At 69.6% G+C, this 18,799-nt stretch carries 19 protein-coding genes; 10 read left to right on the top strand and 9 right to left on the bottom strand.

Annotation, left to right across the window (positions count from 1 at the left end; all coding sequences use genetic code 11):
- Positions 1 to 33 precede the first annotated feature (33 nt).
- The gene (locus K2W61_RS03525) at positions 34 to 672 is read right to left on the bottom strand and encodes a VTT domain-containing protein (RefSeq protein ID WP_175131166.1); all 639 of its coding nucleotides are present in this window, start codon (positions 670 to 672) and stop codon (positions 34 to 36) included.
- Between the two features lie 97 nt (positions 673 to 769).
- On the opposite strand from K2W61_RS03525, the gene mutL reads away from it, so the two are divergent.
- The 3 genes from mutL to K2W61_RS03540 all read left to right on the top strand — a co-directional run bounded on the left by mutL (position 770) and on the right by K2W61_RS03540 (position 4,258).
- Positions 770 to 2,719 carry a DNA mismatch repair endonuclease MutL gene (mutL, locus tag K2W61_RS03530; RefSeq protein ID WP_236755058.1) on the top strand — a complete coding sequence of 650 codons (1,950 nt, stop codon included), beginning with the start codon at positions 770 to 772 and terminating at the stop codon, positions 2,717 to 2,719.
- A gap of 3 nt (positions 2,720 to 2,722) precedes the next feature.
- Positions 2,723 to 3,679 (top strand): tRNA (adenosine(37)-N6)-dimethylallyltransferase MiaA, encoded by a 957-nt coding sequence (miaA, locus tag K2W61_RS03535; protein ID WP_175131164.1) that lies wholly within the window; start codon positions 2,723 to 2,725, stop codon positions 3,677 to 3,679.
- An 84-nt stretch (positions 3,680 to 3,763) separates the two neighbouring features.
- The gene (locus tag K2W61_RS03540) at positions 3,764 to 4,258 is read left to right on the top strand and encodes a hypothetical protein (protein WP_175131163.1); all 495 of its coding nucleotides are present in this window, start codon (positions 3,764 to 3,766) and stop codon (positions 4,256 to 4,258) included.
- 56 nt (positions 4,259 to 4,314) lie between these two features.
- Here K2W61_RS03540 and purM read toward each other — a convergent pair whose 3' ends face one another.
- On the bottom strand, positions 4,315 to 5,364 hold the full coding sequence (gene purM / locus K2W61_RS03545; RefSeq protein WP_175131162.1) for a phosphoribosylformylglycinamidine cyclo-ligase: 1,050 nt from the start codon (positions 5,362 to 5,364) through the stop codon (positions 4,315 to 4,317).
- Between the two features lie 312 nt (positions 5,365 to 5,676).
- Here purM and hda point away from each other — a divergent pair, with 312 nt between their 5' ends.
- Genes hda through K2W61_RS03565 form a run of 4 tightly spaced genes read left to right on the top strand, consistent with a single transcriptional unit; the run spans position 5,677 to position 8,946 of the window.
- Positions 5,677 to 6,378, top strand: coding sequence for a DnaA regulatory inactivator Hda (gene hda / locus K2W61_RS03550; protein ID WP_175131161.1), 702 nt, complete (start codon positions 5,677 to 5,679; stop codon positions 6,376 to 6,378).
- The gene (locus tag K2W61_RS03555; RefSeq protein WP_175131160.1) at positions 6,375 to 7,073 is read left to right on the top strand and encodes an HAD family hydrolase; all 699 of its coding nucleotides are present in this window, start codon (positions 6,375 to 6,377) and stop codon (positions 7,071 to 7,073) included. Before hda ends, K2W61_RS03555 begins: the two co-directional genes overlap by 4 nt.
- Positions 7,074 to 8,459 (top strand): polynucleotide adenylyltransferase PcnB, encoded by a 1,386-nt coding sequence (pcnB, locus tag K2W61_RS03560; RefSeq protein WP_175131159.1) that lies wholly within the window; start codon positions 7,074 to 7,076, stop codon positions 8,457 to 8,459.
- Between the two features lie 4 nt (positions 8,460 to 8,463).
- Positions 8,464 to 8,946: a 2-amino-4-hydroxy-6-hydroxymethyldihydropteridine diphosphokinase gene (locus tag K2W61_RS03565; RefSeq protein WP_236755059.1), complete on the top strand. Its 483-nt coding sequence runs from the start codon at positions 8,464 to 8,466 to the stop codon at positions 8,944 to 8,946.
- A gap of 45 nt (positions 8,947 to 8,991) precedes the next feature.
- On the opposite strand, the gene K2W61_RS03570 is transcribed toward K2W61_RS03565, so the two are convergent.
- The 4 genes from K2W61_RS03570 to K2W61_RS03585 are packed head-to-tail and all read right to left on the bottom strand — an operon-like array spanning position 8,992 to position 12,794.
- Entirely contained in the window at positions 8,992 to 9,888 is an 897-nt protein-coding gene (locus K2W61_RS03570; protein ID WP_175131157.1) for a sugar kinase, read from the bottom strand.
- 55 nt (positions 9,889 to 9,943) lie between these two features.
- The gene (locus tag K2W61_RS03575) at positions 9,944 to 10,777 is read right to left on the bottom strand and encodes an HpcH/HpaI aldolase/citrate lyase family protein (protein WP_236755060.1); all 834 of its coding nucleotides are present in this window, start codon (positions 10,775 to 10,777) and stop codon (positions 9,944 to 9,946) included.
- Positions 10,774 to 11,967, bottom strand: a complete 1,194-nt coding sequence (locus tag K2W61_RS03580; protein WP_175131155.1) for a CaiB/BaiF CoA transferase family protein — start codon at positions 11,965 to 11,967, stop codon at positions 10,774 to 10,776. The genes K2W61_RS03575 and K2W61_RS03580 overlap by 4 nt, the downstream gene beginning before the upstream one ends.
- Entirely contained in the window at positions 11,964 to 12,794 is an 831-nt protein-coding gene (locus K2W61_RS03585) for an HTD2 family dehydratase (RefSeq protein ID WP_236755061.1), read from the bottom strand. Before K2W61_RS03585 ends, K2W61_RS03580 begins: the two co-directional genes overlap by 4 nt.
- Before the next feature lie 136 nt (positions 12,795 to 12,930).
- Here K2W61_RS03585 and K2W61_RS03590 point away from each other — a divergent pair, with 136 nt between their 5' ends.
- Complete coding sequence (locus K2W61_RS03590) at positions 12,931 to 13,824, top strand: LysR substrate-binding domain-containing protein (protein ID WP_175131153.1); 894 nt, start codon at positions 12,931 to 12,933, stop codon at positions 13,822 to 13,824.
- 75 nt (positions 13,825 to 13,899) lie between these two features.
- Here the strand turns inward: K2W61_RS03590 and paaG are convergent, their stop codons facing one another.
- From paaG to K2W61_RS03605, 3 genes are read right to left on the bottom strand one after another with little or no spacing between them, the layout of a single operon-like run.
- Entirely contained in the window at positions 13,900 to 14,700 is an 801-nt protein-coding gene (paaG, locus tag K2W61_RS03595) for a 2-(1,2-epoxy-1,2-dihydrophenyl)acetyl-CoA isomerase PaaG (RefSeq protein WP_175131152.1), read from the bottom strand.
- Positions 14,697 to 15,809: an acyl-CoA dehydrogenase family protein gene (locus K2W61_RS03600; protein WP_175131151.1), complete on the bottom strand. Its 1,113-nt coding sequence runs from the start codon at positions 15,807 to 15,809 to the stop codon at positions 14,697 to 14,699. The genes paaG and K2W61_RS03600 overlap by 4 nt, the downstream gene beginning before the upstream one ends.
- 31 nt (positions 15,810 to 15,840) lie before the next feature.
- Entirely contained in the window at positions 15,841 to 17,031 is a 1,191-nt protein-coding gene (locus K2W61_RS03605) for an acyl-CoA dehydrogenase family protein (protein WP_175140996.1), read from the bottom strand.
- A gap of 194 nt (positions 17,032 to 17,225) precedes the next feature.
- Here K2W61_RS03605 and K2W61_RS03610 point away from each other — a divergent pair, with 194 nt between their 5' ends.
- The gene (locus K2W61_RS03610; protein WP_175131149.1) at positions 17,226 to 17,624 is read left to right on the top strand and encodes a Zn-ribbon domain-containing OB-fold protein; all 399 of its coding nucleotides are present in this window, start codon (positions 17,226 to 17,228) and stop codon (positions 17,622 to 17,624) included.
- Positions 17,621 to 18,793, top strand: coding sequence for a thiolase (locus K2W61_RS03615; protein WP_175131148.1), 1,173 nt, complete (start codon positions 17,621 to 17,623; stop codon positions 18,791 to 18,793). Before K2W61_RS03610 ends, K2W61_RS03615 begins: the two co-directional genes overlap by 4 nt.
- Positions 18,794 to 18,799: the final 6 nt, after the last annotated feature.

The following is an 18,799-nucleotide window of genomic DNA, read 5'->3' on the forward strand; positions in this document are numbered from 1 at the left end:
TTTCCGGCAGCGGCTGCGCGCCCAGCGGCGCCGCTAGCCGCCCCGGCGCGCGCGCAGCAGCTTGAACAACGCCGCGCCAACCACCGGCACGATGGCCGCGCCCAGGCCGATCAGCACAATGGTGTTCAGGTGTTCCTTGACCAGCGGAATGTTGCCGAAGAAATACCCCGCCGCCACCAGGCTCACCACCCACAGCAGCGCGCCCAGAATGTTGAACAGCTGGAAACGCGACAGCGGCATGCCGGCCACGCCGGCCACGAACGGCGCGAACGTGCGCACCACCGGGATGAAGCGCGACATGACGATGGTCTTGCCGCCGTGCTTCTCGTAGAACGCATGCGTGCGCATCAGCGCACCACGGTCCAGAAAGCGCAGGTTCATCGAGAACACGCGCGGGCCGATATAGCGGCCGATGGCGTAGTTCACGCTGTTGCCGGTGATGGCGGCCACGATCAGCAACGCCGCCAGCAGCACCGGGTCCAGGCTGCCCGTGGCGCCGAAGGCGCCGGCGATGAACAGCAACGAATCGCCCGGCAGGAACGGCAGCACCACCAGCCCGGTTTCCGCGAAAACGATCAGGAACAGCACCAGATAGACCCACACGCCGTACTGCTGGACCCAGACCCCGAGGGTCTGGTCGATGTGGAGCACCATTTGGAAAAAATCAAGCATCAATACGTCCCTGGAGGCGGAAGGGGAATCAGGCAACGACTATAGCCCACCGGGTCAAGAGGCTAAAATCATCCTTGTAGCTACACCGGAATCCCTCATGACAGAACGCCGCTCCATTCTTGCGCTGCCCGATCTGCTGATCAGCCAGATCGCCGCGGGCGAGGTGATCGAGAGACCCGCCTCGGTGCTCAAGGAAATCCTCGAGAACGCCATCGACGCGGGTGCCCGCGCGATTGAGGTGCGCCTGGAGGGTGGCGGCATCCGCCGCATCGCCGTGACCGACGACGGCGGCGGCATCCCCCCGGAAGAACTGCCGCTGGCGCTGGCGCGCCATGCCACCAGCAAGATCCGCGACCTGCGCGAACTGGAATCGGTCGCGTCGATGGGGTTCCGCGGCGAAGCCCTGGCCTCGATCGCTTCGGTGGCGCAGGTGTCGATCATCTCGCGCACGCGCGACGGCGAACACGCCTGGCAGATCCAGGCCGGCAACATGCAGGTCAGCCCCGCCTCGGGCCCGCCGGGCACCACGGTGGACGTGCGCCAGTTGTTCGACGCGGTGCCGGCGCGGCGCAAGTTCCTGCGCTCGGAAGCCACCGAATTCGGGCACTGCGTCGATGCCATGGAGCGCATCGCGCTGGCGCATCCGCAGATCGCCTTCCGCCTGTTCCACCACGACCGCGCGCAGCGTCAATGGCTGCCGGCCGAGCCGCCGCAGCGCATCCGCGACGTGCTGGGCGCGGAATTTGCCGAGCATGGCCTGCTGCTGTCGCACAGTGTCGGCACGGTCAGCCTGGCCGGCATGATCACCCGCCCCACCGCGGCGCGCGCCCGCGCCGATCGGCAGTACCTATATGTCAACGGCCGCTACGTGCGCGACCGCACCGTCAGCCACGCGCTGCGCGCCGCCTACGCCGACGTGCTGCACGGCGACCGCCAGCCGGCCTACGTGCTGTTCCTGGACATCGACCCGGGCGCGGTCGACGTCAACGTGCACCCGGCCAAGCACGAGGTGCGCTTCCGCGACAGCGGCGCCGTGCACCGCTTCGTCAATCATGCGGTCAGCCAGACGCTGGCGCAGACCGGCGGCTCATCGGCGGTGGCGCCGGCCGCGAGCGCACGCGACGACGATGAATTCGAGACCGTGTCGCCGTCATCCCCGGTTGCGTCCGGCGGACTGCCCGCGTCCGCGCTGGCCGACGCGCCCGCGCCCCGCCCCGGCCACCACGGCGCCGGCCAGAGCGCCGCGCCCGGCTACGGCCTGCGGCCCTCCCCGACACCGCAACGCCCGCACACGCAAGTGCCGTTCCGTCTGCACGCGGAGCCGGCCGGCATTCCCGCCGCCGACTGGCAATCGCTGTACCGCCCGCTGAACGACGACACCGCATCGCGCGTCGAGCCGCTGCGCGATGCGGCCACGCCAACGCCCCTGGCCTCGCCGGCGCCGACGCTGCCGGCCGACGAGGAACACCCGCTCGGCATGGCGCTGGGCCAACTGCACGGCATCTACATCCTGGCGCAGAACCGCCGCGGCATGGTGCTGGTGGACATGCACGCCGCCCACGAGCGGGTGGTCTACGAACAGCTCAAGCAGGCGCTGGACGCGCGCAGCCTGCCGCGCCAGGACCTGCTGGTGCCGGTGGTGTTCCACGCCCAGGAAAAAGACGTGGCGGTGGTCGAGGAATTCCAGGAACAGCTGGAAGACCTCGGCTTCCAGATGCGCCCGTCCGGCCCAACGTCGATCGCGGTGCGTTCGGTACCCGCCATCCTGGCGCGCGGCGATATCGAGACACTGGCCCGCGCCGTGCTGCGCGATCTGGCCGGCGTGGGCGTGTCGCGTTTGCTGACCGAACAGCGCAACGAGCTGCTGTCGACCATGGCCTGCCACGGCTCAGTGCGCGCCAACCGCAAGCTCACGATCGAAGAGATGAACGGTCTGCTGCGGCAGATGGAAGCCACCGAACGCGCCGACCAGTGCAACCACGGCCGGCCCACTTGGGTGCAATGGTCGGTGTCCGACCTGGACAAGCTGTTCCTGCGCGGGCAATAGACGTTGTCCAGGCCCACCTCCCCGCTCGTCATCTGCCTGGCCGGCCCCACCGCCGCCGGCAAGAGCGCGTCCACCCTGGCGCTGGCCGAACGCTGGCCGCTGGAGATCGTCAACGTCGATTCCGCCACGATCTATCGCGGCATGGACATCGGCACCGCCAAGCCGTCACTGGCCGAACAAGCGCAGGTGCCTCAGCACCTGCTTGATATCCGGGACCCGGCGCAGTCGTATTCGGCCGCCGAATTCCGCGCCGACGCCCTGCGCCTGATTGCCGAGATCCGCGCGCGCGGCCGCATTCCGCTTCTGGCCGGCGGCACCATGATGTACTACAAGGCGCTGCGCGACGGCCTGGACGACCTGCCGCAGGCCGACCCCGCGCTGCGCGCCGAGCTGGAAGCCCGCGCCGCCCGCGACGGCTGGCCGGCGCTGCACGCCGAATTGGCCGTGCTGGACCCTGTCACGGCGGCGCGGCTGGCGCCCAACGACAGCCAGCGCATCCAGCGCGCGCTGGAAATCTGCCAGTTGTCGGGCCGGCCCATGTCCGCCCTGCTCAGCCGCGGCCAACGGCCGCCCGATGACGGCGCCGACCGTTACCTGACCATCAGCCTCGAACCCTCCGACCGCGCCGCGCTGCACGCGCGCATCGAACAGCGCTTTGACGCCATGCTGAGCAACGGCCTGCTGGACGAGGTGCGCGGCCTGCACGCGCGCGCCGACCTGCACCCCGGCCTGCCGTCGGTGCGCTGCGTGGGCTACCGCCAGATGTGGGCCCACCTGGATGGCGAGGTCCGCCTGGACGAGGCCCGCGAGCAAGGCATCGCCGCGACCCGCCAACTGGCCAAGCGCCAGATCACCTGGCTGCGGGCGCAGCCCGAGCGCATCATCGTCGACTGCCTGGCGGCCGACGCGGTGGCGCAGACCATCGACGCGATGGCCGTGGCGCTGGCCGACGCGCCCTGACGCAAGTGGATGCCCGCCTTCGGGCCCGGCCTCGCATCGCAACCGGCCGCCCGCGGCGGCCATGGATCCCTGGATACTGAACGGATGGACATCAACGAAGCACACCCGTCTTTTGCCGCCATGCTGCGCACGCAAGACAAAGCCTTGATCAGCGAAATCCGGCGGTTGCTTCAGGAGCGCCCGTTCACGCTGAATCCGGGCGTTTCCAAGGAAGCCGTGGACGCCATTCACTTCGAGTACGACTGGGAGTCGTTCGCGCCCGTCGCGATTCCATTGAACACGCGTTCCGGCTACTGTGGGCGGGGCCTGCCGCTGACGTTGCCGCTGCCGTTGATTCCGCCGGATGTCGACGCCGCGTTGACTGAAGCCATGGATAACGAGGACGATGATTTTTGCGATGAACTGCGCGAAAAAATGACGCAGACATACCTCGCCTGGTTCCAGGCGGCGTGGCGCGACGCGCGAGCCGCCAACCAGGATATGCGTGGCTTTCTGTCCGTTCACGACACCCTGTGGCGCACGGATCTGGATACGGGGGAAGAATTCCGCGAGGACGCGGGGCGGGTGAAATTCTTCTAACCGCGAAAGTAAAAAACCCGCCACCAGGGCGGGTCTTGTCATGCGGCCTTGCCGGCTCAGACCACCACGGTCTGCGGCATGCCTTCGGTCTGGGCGACGATCTCGCCCAGCTTGCTGACGGTTTCGCCCTGCTCGCGCAGCGTGGCGGCGATGGCGTCGGCCTGGGCCGGGTCCACCACCAGCACCATACCGATGCCGCAGTTGAAGACGCGGTACATCTCGGTGTCCTCGACGCCGCCCTGTTCCTGCAGCCACTGGAACAGCTTGGGCATTTCCCAGCTATCGCGCCGCAGGCGGGCCGACAGGCCGTCCTGCAGGATGCGCGGCACGTTGTCGAGCAGGCCGCCGCCGGTGATGTGGGCCAGGCCCTTGATGGCGGTGCCGTGCTTGGCCAGCGCGGCCAGCACCTGCTTGACGTAGATGCGGGTCGGGGCCATGACCACGTCGACCAGCGGCTGGCCGTGGAAGTCGTCGTCGGGCTTGGCGCCGGCGCGTTCCAGGATCTTGCGCAGCAGCGAATAGCCGTTCGAGTGCGCGCCGCTGGACGCCAGGCCCAGCACCACGTCGCCGACCTTGATCGACTTGCCGTCGATGATGGCCGACTTCTCGACCGCGCCCACCGCGAACCCGGCCAGGTCGTATTCGCCGTCCGGGTACATGCCCGGCATCTCGGCGGTTTCACCGCCGATCAGGGCGCAGCCCGACAGTTCGCAGCCCTTGGCGATGCCACCCACCACCGCCGCCGCCGTGTCCACCGAAAGCTTGCCGCAACCGAAGTAATCCAGAAAGAACAGCGGCTCGGCGCCCTGCACCAGGATGTCGTTGACGCTCATCGCCACCAGGTCGATGCCGACGGTGTCGTGGCGGTTCCAGTCGAACGCCAGGCGCAGCTTGGTGCCGACGCCGTCGGTGCCCGAGACCAGCACGGGTTCCTTGTAGTGCTTGGGCACTTCGAACAGGCCGCCAAAGCCGCCGATACCGGCCAGCACCCCGGGGCGCATGGTGCGCGCCGCAAGCGGTTTGATACGGTCGACCAGGGCGTCGCCCGCGTCGATGTCGACACCGGCGTCACGGTAGGTCAGGGGAGCTTTGGGTTGATTCGTCATGAGAAATGCCGTGGGATATGTAACAATTGCTGGGAATTGGGGTGGAACGCCCTGCATTTTACGATGTTGCGGCCCGGTCCAGGCCGGCGGCCGGCGAAAGCCGTCCGCGGCGGGCGGGACGGCCCCGGCCCGGCGCGGCGCCATTTTGGCGCAAACCCAAGCCAGGCAATGGGCTGGGACGCGACACCGGCGCCCCGGGTGGTTTAAAGTGTAGGGTTGGCCGATAGTGATTTTGCCAGCTTCTGGCGGGCAACGCCGCCGCCGGCCATGGGTTCGCCCCCCAGCCATGCCCCGCCTGATCGATAACCTCTCATGAACCGCCAGCTGCTGCTCGACGTTCTTCCCGCGCCAGCGCCTTCGCTGAACAACTACATCGCCGGTCCCAACGGAGAGGCGCTGGCAGCCGTGCGCACGCTCGCTCCCGGCCGCGCGCTGTATATCTGGGGCGCGGCGGGCTGCGGCCGCAGCCACCTGCTGCGCGCGCTGACCGCGCGCCCCGACGCCGTCTATATCGAAGCGGCCAACAGCGCCAACATCCTGCGCGTGCTGGCCGAAGCCGATTCCAAGTCGCCCATGCCCAAGTTCGTGGCCGTGGACGACGTGCACCGCATGGACGACCACCGCCAGGCGGGCCTGTTTGCCCTGTACAACCGCTGGCGCGAATCCGCCGCCACCGGCCGCGCCTTCGCGCTGGCCGTCGCTGGCGACCGCTCGCCGCTGTCGATGCCGCTGCGCGAAGACCTGCGCACCCGGCTGGGCTGGGACCTGGTGTTCCGCCTGGACCCATTGTCCGACGCCGACAAGCTGGCGGCGCTGGCCGCGCAAGCGGCCGAGCGCGGCCTGCACCTGGCGCCCGAAATCATCAACTGGATGTTGACGCACCACGAGCGCGACATCCGCAAGCTGGCGGCGTTGCTGGACGCGCTGGACCGCTATTCCCTGGCCACTGGCCGTCCCATCACCCTGCCCCTGCTGCGCGCCATGCTCGCAGACCCTGATTCACAACGCACATGACCTCCCGACGTCTCGCCCTGTTCGACCTGGATCACACCCTGTTGCCGCTGGACAGCGACTACCAATGGGCCGACTACCTGGCACGCACCGGCCGCGCCGGTGATCCCGACGAGGCCCGCCGCCGCAACGACGACCTGATGGACCGCTACAACCGCGGCGAACTCACCGCCGAGCAGGCCGCCGAGTTCATGCTGGGCCTGCTGGCCGCGCACGCGCCGTTCGAGCTGGCGGCCTGGCACGAAGACTTCATGGCCGAAGTCATCCGGCCGTCGATCACGCCCGCCGCGCGCGAGCTGGTGGAATCGCACCTGGCGGCCGGTGACCTGTGCGCCGTGGTCACCGCCACCAACAGCTTCGTCACCGCCCCCATTGCCCGCGCCTTCGGCATCCCCCACCTGGTGGCCACCGACGCCGAAGTCCAGCGCGGCCGCTATACCGGCCGCATTCTCGGCACCCCCAGCTTCAAGGAAGGCAAGGTGGTGCGCGTGAACGATTGGCTGGCCGCCATGGGCCTGGGGCTTGCGGATTTCCCCGAATCGTTTTTCTATAGCGATTCGGTCAACGATGTCCCGCTGCTCGAAAAGGTGACCCGCCCGATCGCCGCCAACCCCAGCCCCAGCCTGCGCGCCATCGCCATGGAACGGGGCTGGCAAGTGATCGACCTGTTCGACCACGTCATTGATGCCAAGTCCTAAATGATCACCGAAACCATAAAAAAATTCGTCGGCCGACTGTTCGCGCCGGCAGCCCGGGGGCCCTTGCGCATCGGACGCGACAAGCACGGCATCGACCGCCGCAATGTCTCGCGCCATGCCATCAAGGTGTGCGAAGTGCTGCGCCAGCACGGCTATGAAGCCTATATCGTGGGTGGCGCGGTGCGCGACCTGATCGTCGGCCTGGAACCCAAGGACTTCGACGTGGCCACCAACGCCACGCCCGAGCAGATCCGCCCGCTGTTCCGCCGCGCCCGCATCATCGGCCGCCGCTTCCAGCTGGTGCACGTGGTGTTCGGCCAGGAAATCATCGAGACCTCCACCTTCCGCGCGCCTGCCTCGGAAGACCAGGAAACCGACGCGCACGGCCGCATCCTGCGCGACAACGTGTTCGGCACCCACGAGGAAGACGCGGCGCGCCGCGACTTCACCATGAACGCGCTGTACTACGACCCGCACAACGAGGAAGTGATCGACTTCCACGACGGCGTGGCCGACCTGAAGAAGCGCCAGATCCGCATGATCGGCGATCCGGCCAAGCGCTATCGCGAAGACCCGGTGCGCATGCTGCGCGCGGTGCGCTTTGCCGCCAAGCTCAACGGCACCCTGGATCCGGCCACGCGCCAGCCGATCCGCACCATGGCCGACCTGATCGAGAACGTGCCGGCCTCGCGCCTGTTCGACGAGATGCTCAAGCTGCTGACCTGCGGCCACGCGATGGACTGCCTGCGCCAACTGCGCGCCGACGGCCTGCACAACGGCCTGCTGCCGCTGCTGGACGTGGTGCTGGAACAGCCGGGCGGCGAGCACTTCGTGGAGCTGGCGCTGGAACGCACCGACGCCCGCGTGCGCGCCGGCAAGACCATCAGCCCCAGCTTTCTGTTCGCCGCGCTGCTGTGGCAGCAGGTGGAGGTGCGCTGGAAGCAGTTGCGCGCCCAGGGCGAGCACACCATCCCGGCGCTGTCGCAGGCCGCCGATTCGGTGCTCGACGAGCAAACCGAGAAGCTGGCGATCCAGCGCCGTTTCTCGTCCGACATGCGCGAGATCTGGTTCATGCAGCCGCGCTTCGAGCGCCGCATGGGCAAGACCATTTTCCGCATGATCGAGCAGCCGCGCTTTCGCGCCGCCTGCGACTTCCTGCAACTGCGCGCCGCCGCCGGCGAGTTCGACAGCGTGCTGGCGCAGTGGTGGATGGACCTGGCCAATGCCGACGACGCCACCCGCGCCGACATGATCGAGGAAATCTCGCGCCTGCCGCGCGAGGCCGGCGATGGCCCGGCGCCGGCCGCGCGCAAGCGCCGCCCGCGCCGCCGCTCGCCCTCCCGCAGCGCGGGCGGTGGCGGCGGCAATGCCGGCAGCGCCGAATAAGGCCATGGCCGCCCCCGTGCGCGCCTATATCGGGCTGGGCGCCAACCTGGGCGACAGCGCGGCCACGCTGCGCGCGGTGCTGGCCGAACTGGCCGCCACCGACGGCATCCTGGCGGTGACGGCCTCGCCGTTCTACCGCACCGCGCCGGTGGATGCCAGCGGCCCGGACTTCGTCAACGCGGTCGCGGCCCTGGACACCACGCTGGCGCCGCTGGCTCTGCTGGACCAGCTGCAGGCGCTGGAGCTGCGCCACGGCCGCGAGCGGCCCTACCGCAACGCGCCGCGCACGCTCGACCTGGATCTGCTGCTGCACGGCGACACCACGCTGGCGCACGAGCGCCTGACACTGCCGCATCCGCGCATGCGGCTGCGCGCCTTCGTGCTGCGCCCGCTGCGCGACCTGGCGCCGGCGCTGACACTGGCCGGGCGCGGCATCGACGCCTGGCTCGGCGACCTCACCGACCAACCGATCGAACGCCTGGCCTGAACCGCGCCGGACGGCGCGGCCCGCCCCCCTGTCTTTTTTGCCGCGCTAGGCCTTGGGCGCGAACGCCAGCATGGCGCGCTCGACGTCGTCCACGGCGGGCAGGCCAGCCTCGTTGCCCAGGTGCTGAATCTTGTGCGCCGAGGCGGCGCGGGCGAAGGTGAAGTGCTCTTTCCAGGCCAGCTCGGGCCGGTTCAGGTAAGACCAGACATAGGCGCCGTGGAACACATCGCCCGCGCCGGAGGTATCGATGATGCGCTCGGCCGGCACGTCCAGCGACGGCAGCGTGTCGACCGCGCCGGTTTCGTCGTACCAGAGCATGCCGCGCTCGCCCAGCGTCACCGCGCCGATGCGGCAGCCGCGCTGCTTGAGCAGGTCCAGCAATCCGTGCGGCGACAGGCCCAGCTGTTCGCACATGCGCTCGGCACACACCGCCACGTCGATGTGGCGCAGCAATTCGTCGGTGTTTTCGCGCACGCCGCCGCCATCGAGCGAGGTCAGGATGCCGGCCTGGCGGCAGGCGCGCGCGTAGTGCAGCGCGGCGTCGGGCTGGTGGCCGTCCAGGTGCAGCGCGCGATAGCCGCTGACGTCCAGGCGCGGGAAGTCGTTCAGATAGTCCGCGTCGCGCGCCCGCACGATGGCGCGCTTGCCATGGTTGGGCATGATGAACGACAGCGACGAGCGCCGCACCTGGCGCCCGTGCAGCGTGACGCCGTGCGCGGCCGCCATGTCGGTGTACATATGGCCCAGCCAGTCCGGCGCCAGCGAGCAGATCAGGTCGGGCTTCGTACCGAGCTGGCCGCAGGCGAAGGCCGCGGTGACGGCATTGCCGCCGAATGACACGGCGTAGTCGCGCGCCACGCTTTTCTCGTCGCCGGTGGGCCACTCGTCGGCCAGCACGGTGACGTCGATATAGGTATGCCCGATGAAAAGCGCTGCACTCATGAGACCGTCCGCGAAAAGGGGTTGCCGGATTGTAGGCCGGCCAGCGCCGGACGGGTCAGCCGCCGGCGGCCTCCCCCGCCTGCGCCAGCACGCGGCGGGCGCGGCTGATGACGGGCGCATCGACCATGGCGCCGTCCAGCATGAAGGTGCCGGCGGCCTTGTCGCGGTGCGCCTGGACCACGCGGCGAGCCCAGGCCAGCTCGGCCGGATCGGGCGCGAAGGCGGCGTGGATCGCCGGCACCTGTGCCGGATGGATGCACAGCATGCCGCCAAAGCCCATCTGCTGCGCGCGCGCCGCGGCGGCGGACAGGCCAGCCTGGTCCTGGACGCCAGGGAATACGCCGTCCAGCGCCGGCGCCAGCCCGGCCGAGCGGGTCTGCAGCAGCACCTGCACGCGGGCGTGGTCCAGGACCGTTTCGGCGCCGGCGGTGTCCGGCGCCAGGCCCAGGTCCAGGCCGTAGTCGAGGCTGCCGAAGGCCAGCCGCGCCACGCCGGGCGTGTCGGCGACCTCGGCGGCGTTGAGGATGCCGCGCGCGGTTTCCAGGATGGGAATGACCGGCAGCCCGGCCTGCGCGACGTGGCGCACCTGCGCCAGGCTCTCGGCCTTGGGCAGCAGGATGCCGGCCACCGCCGGCTTGCCGCGGCAGGCCTTGAGGTCGTCGTCGTGCCACGAGGTGGAGGCGTCGTTGATCCGCACCCACACGCGCGCCTGCGGCTGCGTGCCGAGGAAATCACAGAGCGCCTCGCGCGCCGAGGCCTTGGCCAGGTGTTCGACCGCGTCTTCCAGGTCGACGATGACGGCGTCGGCGCCGCTGGCCAGGGCCTTGGGGATGCGATCGGGACGGGAGGCCGGCACGAACAGCGCGGTACGAACGACGGAATGCATCACACCACCTCCGAAGCATGGAATTGCGCCACCTGTTCGGGCGCGTATCCCAACGATGCTAGCACCGCATCCGTATTCTCGCCCACGGCGGGCACCGCCGCCATGCGCGGCGCGAAGGCATTGCTGCTAGCCGGCGGCAGCAGCGCCGGCAGCGTGCCGGCCGGGCTGTCGACCTGGCTCCAGCGGTCGCGCGCCCGCAATTGCGGGTGGGCCCAGACACCGGCCATGTCATTGACGCGGGCATTGGCGATCTGCGCGTCTTCGAGTCGGTTGGTGACCTGCTGCACGCTGAGGTCGGCGAAGGCCGCCACGATCAGCGCGCGCAAGGCTTCGCGGTTGGCAGTGCGCAGCGAGTTGGTGGCAAAGCGCGGGTCCTCGGCCAACTCGGCCTGGCGCAGCACCTGGGCGCAGAACACGCGCCATTCGCGTTCGTTCTGCAGGCCCAGCATGATGGTGTTGCCGTCGCCGGTGGGGAACGGGCCGTACGGGTAGATCGAGGCGTGGGCCGCGCCGGCGCGCACCGGCGGCTTGGCGCCCTCGAACGCGTAGTACATCGGAAAGCCCATCCACTCGACCATGCTTTCGAGCATGGAGACGTCCAGGCGGCTGCCCTGGCCTGTCTTCTGGCGCAGCAGCAGCGCGTTGAGGATGGCGGAATAGGCGTACATGCCGGCCGAGATGTCGGCGATGGAGCAGCCCGCCTTGACCGGGTCGTCGGCCGTGCCGGTGACCGACAGGAAGCCGCTTTCGCTCTGGATCAGCAGGTCGTAGGCCTTCTTGTCCTGGTAGGGGCCGCCTTCGCCATAGCCGGAGATGTCGCAGACGATCAGGCGCGGGAAGCGGGCGTGCAGGGCCTCGAACGACAGGCCCAGGCGCGCCGCGGCGCCCGGCGCCAGGTTCTGCACCAGCACGTCGGCCTGTTGCAGCAGGCGTTCCATGATGTCGCCGGCCTCGTCGCGCTTGAGGTCCAGCGTCAGGCTTTCCTTGGAGCGGTTGGTCCAGACGAAGTGCGACGACAGGCCCCGCACGCGCTCGTCGTAGCCGCGGGCGAAGTCGCCCGCGCCGGGGCGTTCGATCTTGATGACGCGCGCGCCCATGTCCGCCAGTTGGCGGGTGCAGAACGGGGCGGCGATGGCGTGTTCGAGGCTGACGACGGTAATGCCGTCCAGCGGGCGGGGGGCTGGCGTGCTCATGCGGTGAACCTCAGTTCGGCCTGGTGGGCCAGCGTGCCGTCCTGCTCGGCCCAGAGCCGGGCCAGGCCCGGTTCGTCGAGGCGGCCGGCCACCTGGAAGGGCGTGGGCGAAATCAGTGGCCGCAGGCCACGGTACGACAGGTGCGTGGGGCGCGCGCCGGGATGGGCGCGCAGGAACGCGGCGACCATCTCGGTGGCGATCAGCGGGCCGTGCACCACCAGGCCCGGATAGCCTTCGGTGCCGGTGACGTAGGGATGGTCGTAATGAATGCGGTGGCCGTTGAAGGTCACGGCCGAGTAGCGGAACAGCAGCACCGACGACGGCTCGATGGTGTCGCGCCACTGCGCCTGCGGCGCCGGCTCGGCGCCGGTGAGCTTGGGCGGCGAGGGCTGGCGATAGACGATGTCCTGCTCTTCGAGAATGGCCACCTCGCCGTCCTGGCGGTACTCGTGGCGCACCGTCACGAACAGCAGCGCGCCGGTGCGGCCGGCCTTTTCCTTGACGTCGGCCACCACCGAGACCCGTTCTGCCGGCACGCCCACGCGCAGCGGCTGGCGGAATTCGACGCGGCCGCCGGCCCACATCCGGTTGCGGTCGTGCGCGGGCGGCAGGAAGCCGCCACGGGCGGGATGCCCATCCGTCCCCAACCCGTCGGCCGCGACTGTGCTGATAAAGAACGCCCACTGCCACAAAGGCGGCAGGGGGTCGCCGGCGGCGGGCGCGGGAGCGCCCAGCGTGGCGGCGATGCGCGCCGCATGGCCGGGGTCCAGGGCGTCCGCCCGGCGCTCGCCGCTGCCGATCCAGCCGGCCGGGTCTGTCGATGTCATGCCGAAATTCCTCTGATGATTGATCTGACAGCTAGCATCCCGCATGGCGGGGATACTGTGAATTCATTTTTCCTCAAGGCCGGGTTTGGGGCGCCTGAATCGTGCGACCAGCGCCGGCCGCCGTAATATAGGCGCCATGCACTTCGATCTCGCCGACCTCCGCCTGTTCATCCACATCGCCGAATCCCCCAGCCTGACGCAAGCCGCCAAGCGGGCGCACCTGTCGCTGGCCGCGGTCAGCGTGCGCATCAAGGCGCTGGAGAACCAGCTCAACACCCGCCTGTTGTACCGCGACAGCCGTGGCGTGGAAATCACCCCGGCCGGCCAGCGGCTGCTGCAGCATGCGCGGGTCATCATGCGCCAGGTCGACCACCTGAAGCACGACTTCCAGGAGCAGGCCGACGGCGACGCCGGCCACATCCGCATTTTCGCCAACACCACCGCGGTGACGGAATTCATGCCGGACATCCTGGCGCAGTTCCTGGCGGGCCATCCCGGTGTCACCGTCGACCTGCAGGAACGCCTGACGCGCGACATCGTGCGCGGCGTGCTGGACGGCACCACCGACCTGGGCATCGTCGCCGGCCCGGTCGACGCGCCCGAATTGCAGACCATCCACTTCAGCACCGACCGCCTGGTGCTGGTGGTGCCCAACGGCCATGCGCTGCAGGGCCAGGACAAGGTCAAGCTGGCCGACGCGGTGCGCTACCCCTTCATCACCATGCACGAAGGCTCGACCCTGGTGGCGTTCCTGCGCGACCAGCTCGAACGTGTGGGCCAGCGCCTGCCGCAACGCATCCAGCTGTACAGCTTCGACTCGATCTGCCGCATGGTGCAGGCCGGGGTGGGCGTGGGCGTGATCCCGGATTCCGCCGCGCGCCGCTATGGCGCGGAAATGAAGCTGCAGGTGGTGGAACTGGACGAGCCCTGGGTGGTGCGCGAACGCAAGCTGCTGGTGCGCGACATCGACGCCCTGCCCGGCTGCGCGCGCGAACTGATCGGACAGATCCGACAGCCGGCGGCCGCCTGAGGCCTCGCCGATCGGCAACGGTAACCGCGGCGGCGGCGCGCTTTCGCGCACTGTCCCCTGCTTCGATTACGCGTCCTAGCGTCCCTTGAACGCAGGCGCGCGCTTTTGTGCGAAGGCGCGCATGCCCTCCAGGTAATCGTCGGTGTAGCCCAGCTGGCGCTGCAAGCCGCATTCCAGGTCGAACTGCTGCGCCAGCGTGTTGCCGCTGGACGCGTGCAGAGCGGCCTTGGTCGCGGCATAGGCGCGGGTCGGCCCGGCCGCCAGGGTGGCGCGGACCTCGGCCAGCGTGGCCGCCAGGTCCGCATCCGGCACCACACGCCAGATCAGGCCCCAGGCCTCGGCCTGACGCGCGCTGAGCGCCTCGCCGAACAAGGCCGCGCCCATGGCCCGCGCCGACCCCACCAGGCGCGGCAGGAACCAGGTGCCGCCGGCATCCGGCAACAGGCCGATCTTGCTGAAGGCCTGGATGAAGCGCGCCGATTCCACCGCGAACACCACGTCGCACGCCAGCGCCAGGCTGGCGCCAGCCCCGGCCGCGACGCCGTTCATGACGCACACCACCGGCGCCGGCAGTGCGCGCAACCGCAGGATCAGCGGCTTGTAGTGTTTTTCCAGGTTCTCGCTCAGGTCGCGGCGCGAGCCGTCCTCGGCCGGCTTGCGTTCGGCCAGGTCCTGGCCGGCGCAAAAACCGCGCCCGGCGCCGGTCAGGATCACGCCGCGCAGTCCGGCATGCGCTTCCAGCGTGTCCAGCGCCCGCGCCAGTTCGGCGTGCATGACAGCGGTGAAGCTGTTCAAGCGCTCAGGACGGTTGAGCGTGATGACGCCGACGCCCTGCTCCAGGGTGAAGATGATCTGGGTATCGTCCGCGGCGCTCATGCCAGTTCCTCCAGCACCGCCAACTGCTCGGCGCTGTCGCCCAGCAGCAGGTCCGCCACCGTCAGGCGCTTGAAGAAGTCGCCGACCTCCAGTTCGTCCGTCATGCCCATGCCGCCGTGCAGTTGCACCGCCATCTGCGCCACCAGCCGGCCGGCGCGCGCGGTTTCGAGCTTGGCCGAGGCCAGCATGCGGCGGCGCTGCGCCGGGTCGGCTTCGGTCAGGGCGGCCACGGCCACGTAGGCCATCGACAGCGCCAGCTCCTTGGCCACCAGCATTTCCGCCAGACGGTGCTGCAGCGCCTGGAACGTCGCCAGCGGCTGGCCGAACTGCTTGCGCGTCTTGAGATAGTCGACGGTGATTTCCAGCAATCGTTCCATCGCGCCCGCCGCATGGGCGCACAGCGCGGCGGTGCCCCATTGCAGCGCCTGCGCCAAGGCGGCGTCGGCCGCTTCGCCTCGCGCCAGCAGGGCGTCGGCCGACAACGACAGCGCGTCGAAATCCAGGCGCGCACAGCGCGCGCCATCCAGCGTCGGCGTATCGGTGAGATGCGCCCCGGCGGCATCGGCCGGCACCGCGAACAACAGCGTGGCGCCGTCTTCGTCACGCGCGCTCACCAGCCAGGCGTGGGCGGCCGCGCCGTGCCACACCAGATGCTTGGCGCCGTCCAGGCGCCAGCCGTTGCCGCCGCGCGTGGCGCGGCAGGCCTGGGGATCGTCCTGATAGCGGCGCCCGGGTTCCTGGTAGGCCACGCTGACCACCTTTTCGCCCGAGGCGATGGCGGGCAACCAGTGCGCGCGCGCCGCATCGCCGCAGGCGCCGATCAGGGCCGCGCCCATCACCGCGCTGGGGATCACCGGCTCGGCCACCAATCCGCGCCCCAGTTCCAGGTGCACCGGCAACAAGCTGGCCGGCACTTCGCCAAAGCCGCCCGCTTCCTGTGGGATGTTCAGGCCCAGCACGCCCAGCTCGGCCAGCGCGGCCCAGGCCGCCGGATCGAGCCGCCCCGCCGCCTCGCGGGCGCGGCGCTGCGACCGGGTCCATGCCTGGTCCACCAGGCGGCGCAGGCTGTCGGCCAGCATGCGCTGTTCTTCGGTATAGAGGAAATCCATGCGTCGTGTTCCTTGCGGATGCGGGCCGGGCCTACAGGCCCAGCACCAGGCGGGCGATGATGCCCTTCTGCACTTCAGTGGTGCCGCCGTAGATCGAGGTCTTGCGCATGTCGGCATAGCCGGCGCCCGAGGCCGCCGCCAGCTCCGGGCCAGGACCGTGATACGCGGCCTCGGCCAGCATCCATTCGGGGTCGTAGGGCCAGGCATCGGGGCCGGCCACTTCCATCTGCAGCATGGCCAGGTCCTGCTGGATCTCGGAACCACGGATCTTCAGCACCGAGGCTTCCGGGCCGGGCGTGCCGCCGTTGCTGGCGGCCACGCGCAGCAGCAGCATTTCCAGCGCCATGATGTCGACCTCGATGCGCGAGATGCGGTCGCGCATGCGGCTATCGGCCAGCAGGGGCCGGCCGCGCGCGGTGGCGCGCGCGGCCATGTCCTTGAGGATGCCGAGTTCGCGATGGCAATGGCCCAGGCCGGCGATGCCGGTGCGTTCATGGCCCAGCAGGTACTTGGCGTAGGTCCAGCCCTGATTTTCCTCGCCGACGAGATTGGCGGCCGGCACGCGCACGTTCTCCAGCCAGACTTCGTTGACGTCGTGGCCGCCGTCGAGCGTGCGGATCGGGCGCACGGTCACGCCCGGCGCGCGCATGTCCAGCAGCAGCATCGAAATGCCACGCTGGGCGCGCGCCTCGGGATCGGTGCGCGCCAGGCAGAACATCCAGTCGGCGTATTGCGCCAGCGTGGTCCAGGTCTTCTGGCCATTGACCACGTAGTCATCGCCGTCGCGCACCGCGCGGGTCTTGAGCGAGGCCAGATCCGAGCCCGAGCCGGGCTCGGAATAGCCCTGGCACCACCAGTCCTGCACCCGCGGCATGCGCGGCAGGAAGCGCGCCTGCTGCTCGGCGCTGCCGTACTTCATCAGCACCGGGCCGATCATGGACAGGCCGAACGGCAACAGCCGCGGCGCGCCGGCCTTGAAGCATTCGACTTCGAAGATCAATCGCTCCAGCGCGTTCCAGCCCGTGCCGCCGTGCTCGACCGGCCAGTTCGGCGCGCCCCAGCCCTGGTCGGCCAGGATGTTGTGCCAGCGCACGTAGTCGTCGCGCTCCAGGCGCTGGTGCCGGCGCACCTTGTCGCGGATGTCGCGCGGCAGCCGGTCGGCGGCGAACGCGCGCACCATTTCGCGGAACCGGATTTCTTCCGGCGTCCAGGTCAGATTCATGGCCTACCTCCTTTGGCGGGTATCTAGCCATGGCGACCGCGCGTCGGACAATCTGCGGTTGCCGAAGACCGGCTTCTGCCTCGGTGTAGGGCACGGCACTACGGGTCGGCAAAAGGCCTGCTTCAGCAATGAAGAATGGCATGGGCCGGCGCCAGCCCCGACACTGGCGGCTCATCCATCCGGAAACGTATGCAATGACCGCAACCGACCCACGCGCCACCGAAGGCGTCGAGGCGCAGTACCGCCAGGCGCTCGACCAGGGGCGCTTCCAGATCCAGCACTGCGGCGCCTGCGACCGCGCCGTGTTCTATCCCCGCATGCTCTGCCCCCATTGCGGCGCGGATCAGTTGTCGTGGCGCGTGCCGGACGGCCGCGGCACGGTCTATTCCACCACCATCGTGCGGCGCAAGCCCGAGGCGGGCGGCGACTACAACGTGGCGCTGATTGATCTGGCCGACGGCGTGCGCCTGATGAGCCGGGTCGAAGGCGTGGCGCCCGAGGCCGTGCGCATCGGCATGGCGGTGCGCGCACAGGTAGCCGTGACCGAAGGCCGCGGACTGCTGGTCTTTGTTCCCAACGAGGAGGCGCAATGACGCTGAACGATCTGCGCGGCGCCGTCGCGGTGGCAGGGGTGGGTCATGCCGGCCTGGGCCAGGCCCACGGCTTCACCGAAATGGAAATCCTGGTGCAGGCGGCGCAGCGCGCCGTGGCCGACGCCGGCCTGTCGATGCGCGACATCGATGGCCTCTGCACCGCCAGCGTGGCCGCGCCGATGTGGGCGATGCCGGTCGTCGAGCACCTGGGCATCCGCCCCAGCTTCATCGACAGCACCATGCTGGGCGGCAGCAGCTTCGTGGCGCACCTGCTGCCGGCGCTGCACGCGCTGGCCTCGGGCCAATGCAACGCGGTGCTGGTCTGCTATGGCAGCACGCAGCGCACTTCGACGCTGAGCCGCGCCGAAATCGGCCGCGTGCGCAAGCAGTTCGATCCGCAGCCCTACGAGACGCCGTATGACCCGTTGAGCCCGCTGTCGTCGTATGCGCTGGCGGCGGCGCGTCACATGCACCAGTACGGCACCCGCCGCGAGCACCTGGCGCAGGTGGCGCTGGCCGCCAACCAGTGGGCCCAGCTCAATCCCGAGGCCCAACTGCGCGACCCGGCCACGCTGGAACAGATCCTGGCCGCGCGCATGGTGTCCGACCCTCTGAGCGTGCGCGACTGCTGCCTGGTCACCGACGGCGCGGGCGCCTACGTGCTGGTGCGCGCCGACCGCGCCCGCGACCTGCCGCGGCCGCCGGTCTATGTGCTGGGCAACGCCACCGCCGTCTGGAACCGCCAGATCTCGTCGATGGAAGACCTGACCGTCACCGCCGCCAGCGAATCGGGCCGCCGCGCCTACGCCATGGCGGGCGTGACGCCCAAGGACATCGATGTGGTCGAGCTGTACGACGCCTTCACCATCAACACCCTGCTGTTCCTGGAGGACCTGGGCTTCTGCGCCAAGGGCGAGAGCAAGGACTTCATCGCCGGCGGCGCCATCGCCCCCGGCGGACGGCTGCCGGTCAACACCAACGGCGGCGGCCTGTGCTGCGTGCATCCGGGCATGTACGGCGTCTTCATCATGATCGAGGCGGTGCGGCAATTGCGCGGCGAGGCCGGGGCGCGCCAGGTGGCCGGCGCCGAACTGGCGCTGGTGCATGGCAACGGCGGCACCCTGTCCAGCCAGGCCACCGCCATCCTCGGCACTGCCGCCACGCTTTGATCCCGA

Source organism: Achromobacter pulmonis, assembly GCF_021733725.1.
Taxonomy (GTDB): Bacteria; Pseudomonadota; Gammaproteobacteria; order Burkholderiales; family Burkholderiaceae_B; genus Achromobacter; species Achromobacter pulmonis.

Coding starts and splice junctions, on each gene's coding strand:
- K2W61_RS03525 (WP_175131166.1), bottom strand. CDS start 672: ATGCTTGATTTTTTCCAAATGGTGCTCCACATCGACCAGACCCTCGGG.
- mutL (WP_236755058.1), top strand. CDS start 770: ATGACAGAACGCCGCTCCATTCTTGCGCTGCCCGATCTGCTGATCAGC.
- K2W61_RS03540 (WP_175131163.1), top strand. CDS start 3,764: ATGGACATCAACGAAGCACACCCGTCTTTTGCCGCCATGCTGCGCACG.
- purM (WP_175131162.1), bottom strand. CDS start 5,364: ATGACGAATCAACCCAAAGCTCCCCTGACCTACCGTGACGCCGGTGTC.
- hda (WP_175131161.1), top strand. CDS start 5,677: ATGAACCGCCAGCTGCTGCTCGACGTTCTTCCCGCGCCAGCGCCTTCG.
- K2W61_RS03555 (WP_175131160.1), top strand. CDS start 6,375: ATGACCTCCCGACGTCTCGCCCTGTTCGACCTGGATCACACCCTGTTG.
- pcnB (WP_175131159.1), top strand. CDS start 7,074: ATGATCACCGAAACCATAAAAAAATTCGTCGGCCGACTGTTCGCGCCG.
- K2W61_RS03565 (WP_236755059.1), top strand. CDS start 8,464: ATGGCCGCCCCCGTGCGCGCCTATATCGGGCTGGGCGCCAACCTGGGC.
- K2W61_RS03570 (WP_175131157.1), bottom strand. CDS start 9,888: ATGAGTGCAGCGCTTTTCATCGGGCATACCTATATCGACGTCACCGTG.
- K2W61_RS03580 (WP_175131155.1), bottom strand. CDS start 11,967: ATGAGCACGCCAGCCCCCCGCCCGCTGGACGGCATTACCGTCGTCAGC.
- K2W61_RS03585 (WP_236755061.1), bottom strand. CDS start 12,794: ATGACATCGACAGACCCGGCCGGCTGGATCGGCAGCGGCGAGCGCCGG.
- K2W61_RS03590 (WP_175131153.1), top strand. CDS start 12,931: ATGCACTTCGATCTCGCCGACCTCCGCCTGTTCATCCACATCGCCGAA.
- paaG (WP_175131152.1), bottom strand. CDS start 14,700: ATGAGCGCCGCGGACGATACCCAGATCATCTTCACCCTGGAGCAGGGC.
- K2W61_RS03600 (WP_175131151.1), bottom strand. CDS start 15,809: ATGGATTTCCTCTATACCGAAGAACAGCGCATGCTGGCCGACAGCCTG.
- K2W61_RS03605 (WP_175140996.1), bottom strand. CDS start 17,031: ATGAATCTGACCTGGACGCCGGAAGAAATCCGGTTCCGCGAAATGGTG.
- K2W61_RS03610 (WP_175131149.1), top strand. CDS start 17,226: ATGACCGCAACCGACCCACGCGCCACCGAAGGCGTCGAGGCGCAGTAC.
- K2W61_RS03615 (WP_175131148.1), top strand. CDS start 17,621: ATGACGCTGAACGATCTGCGCGGCGCCGTCGCGGTGGCAGGGGTGGGT.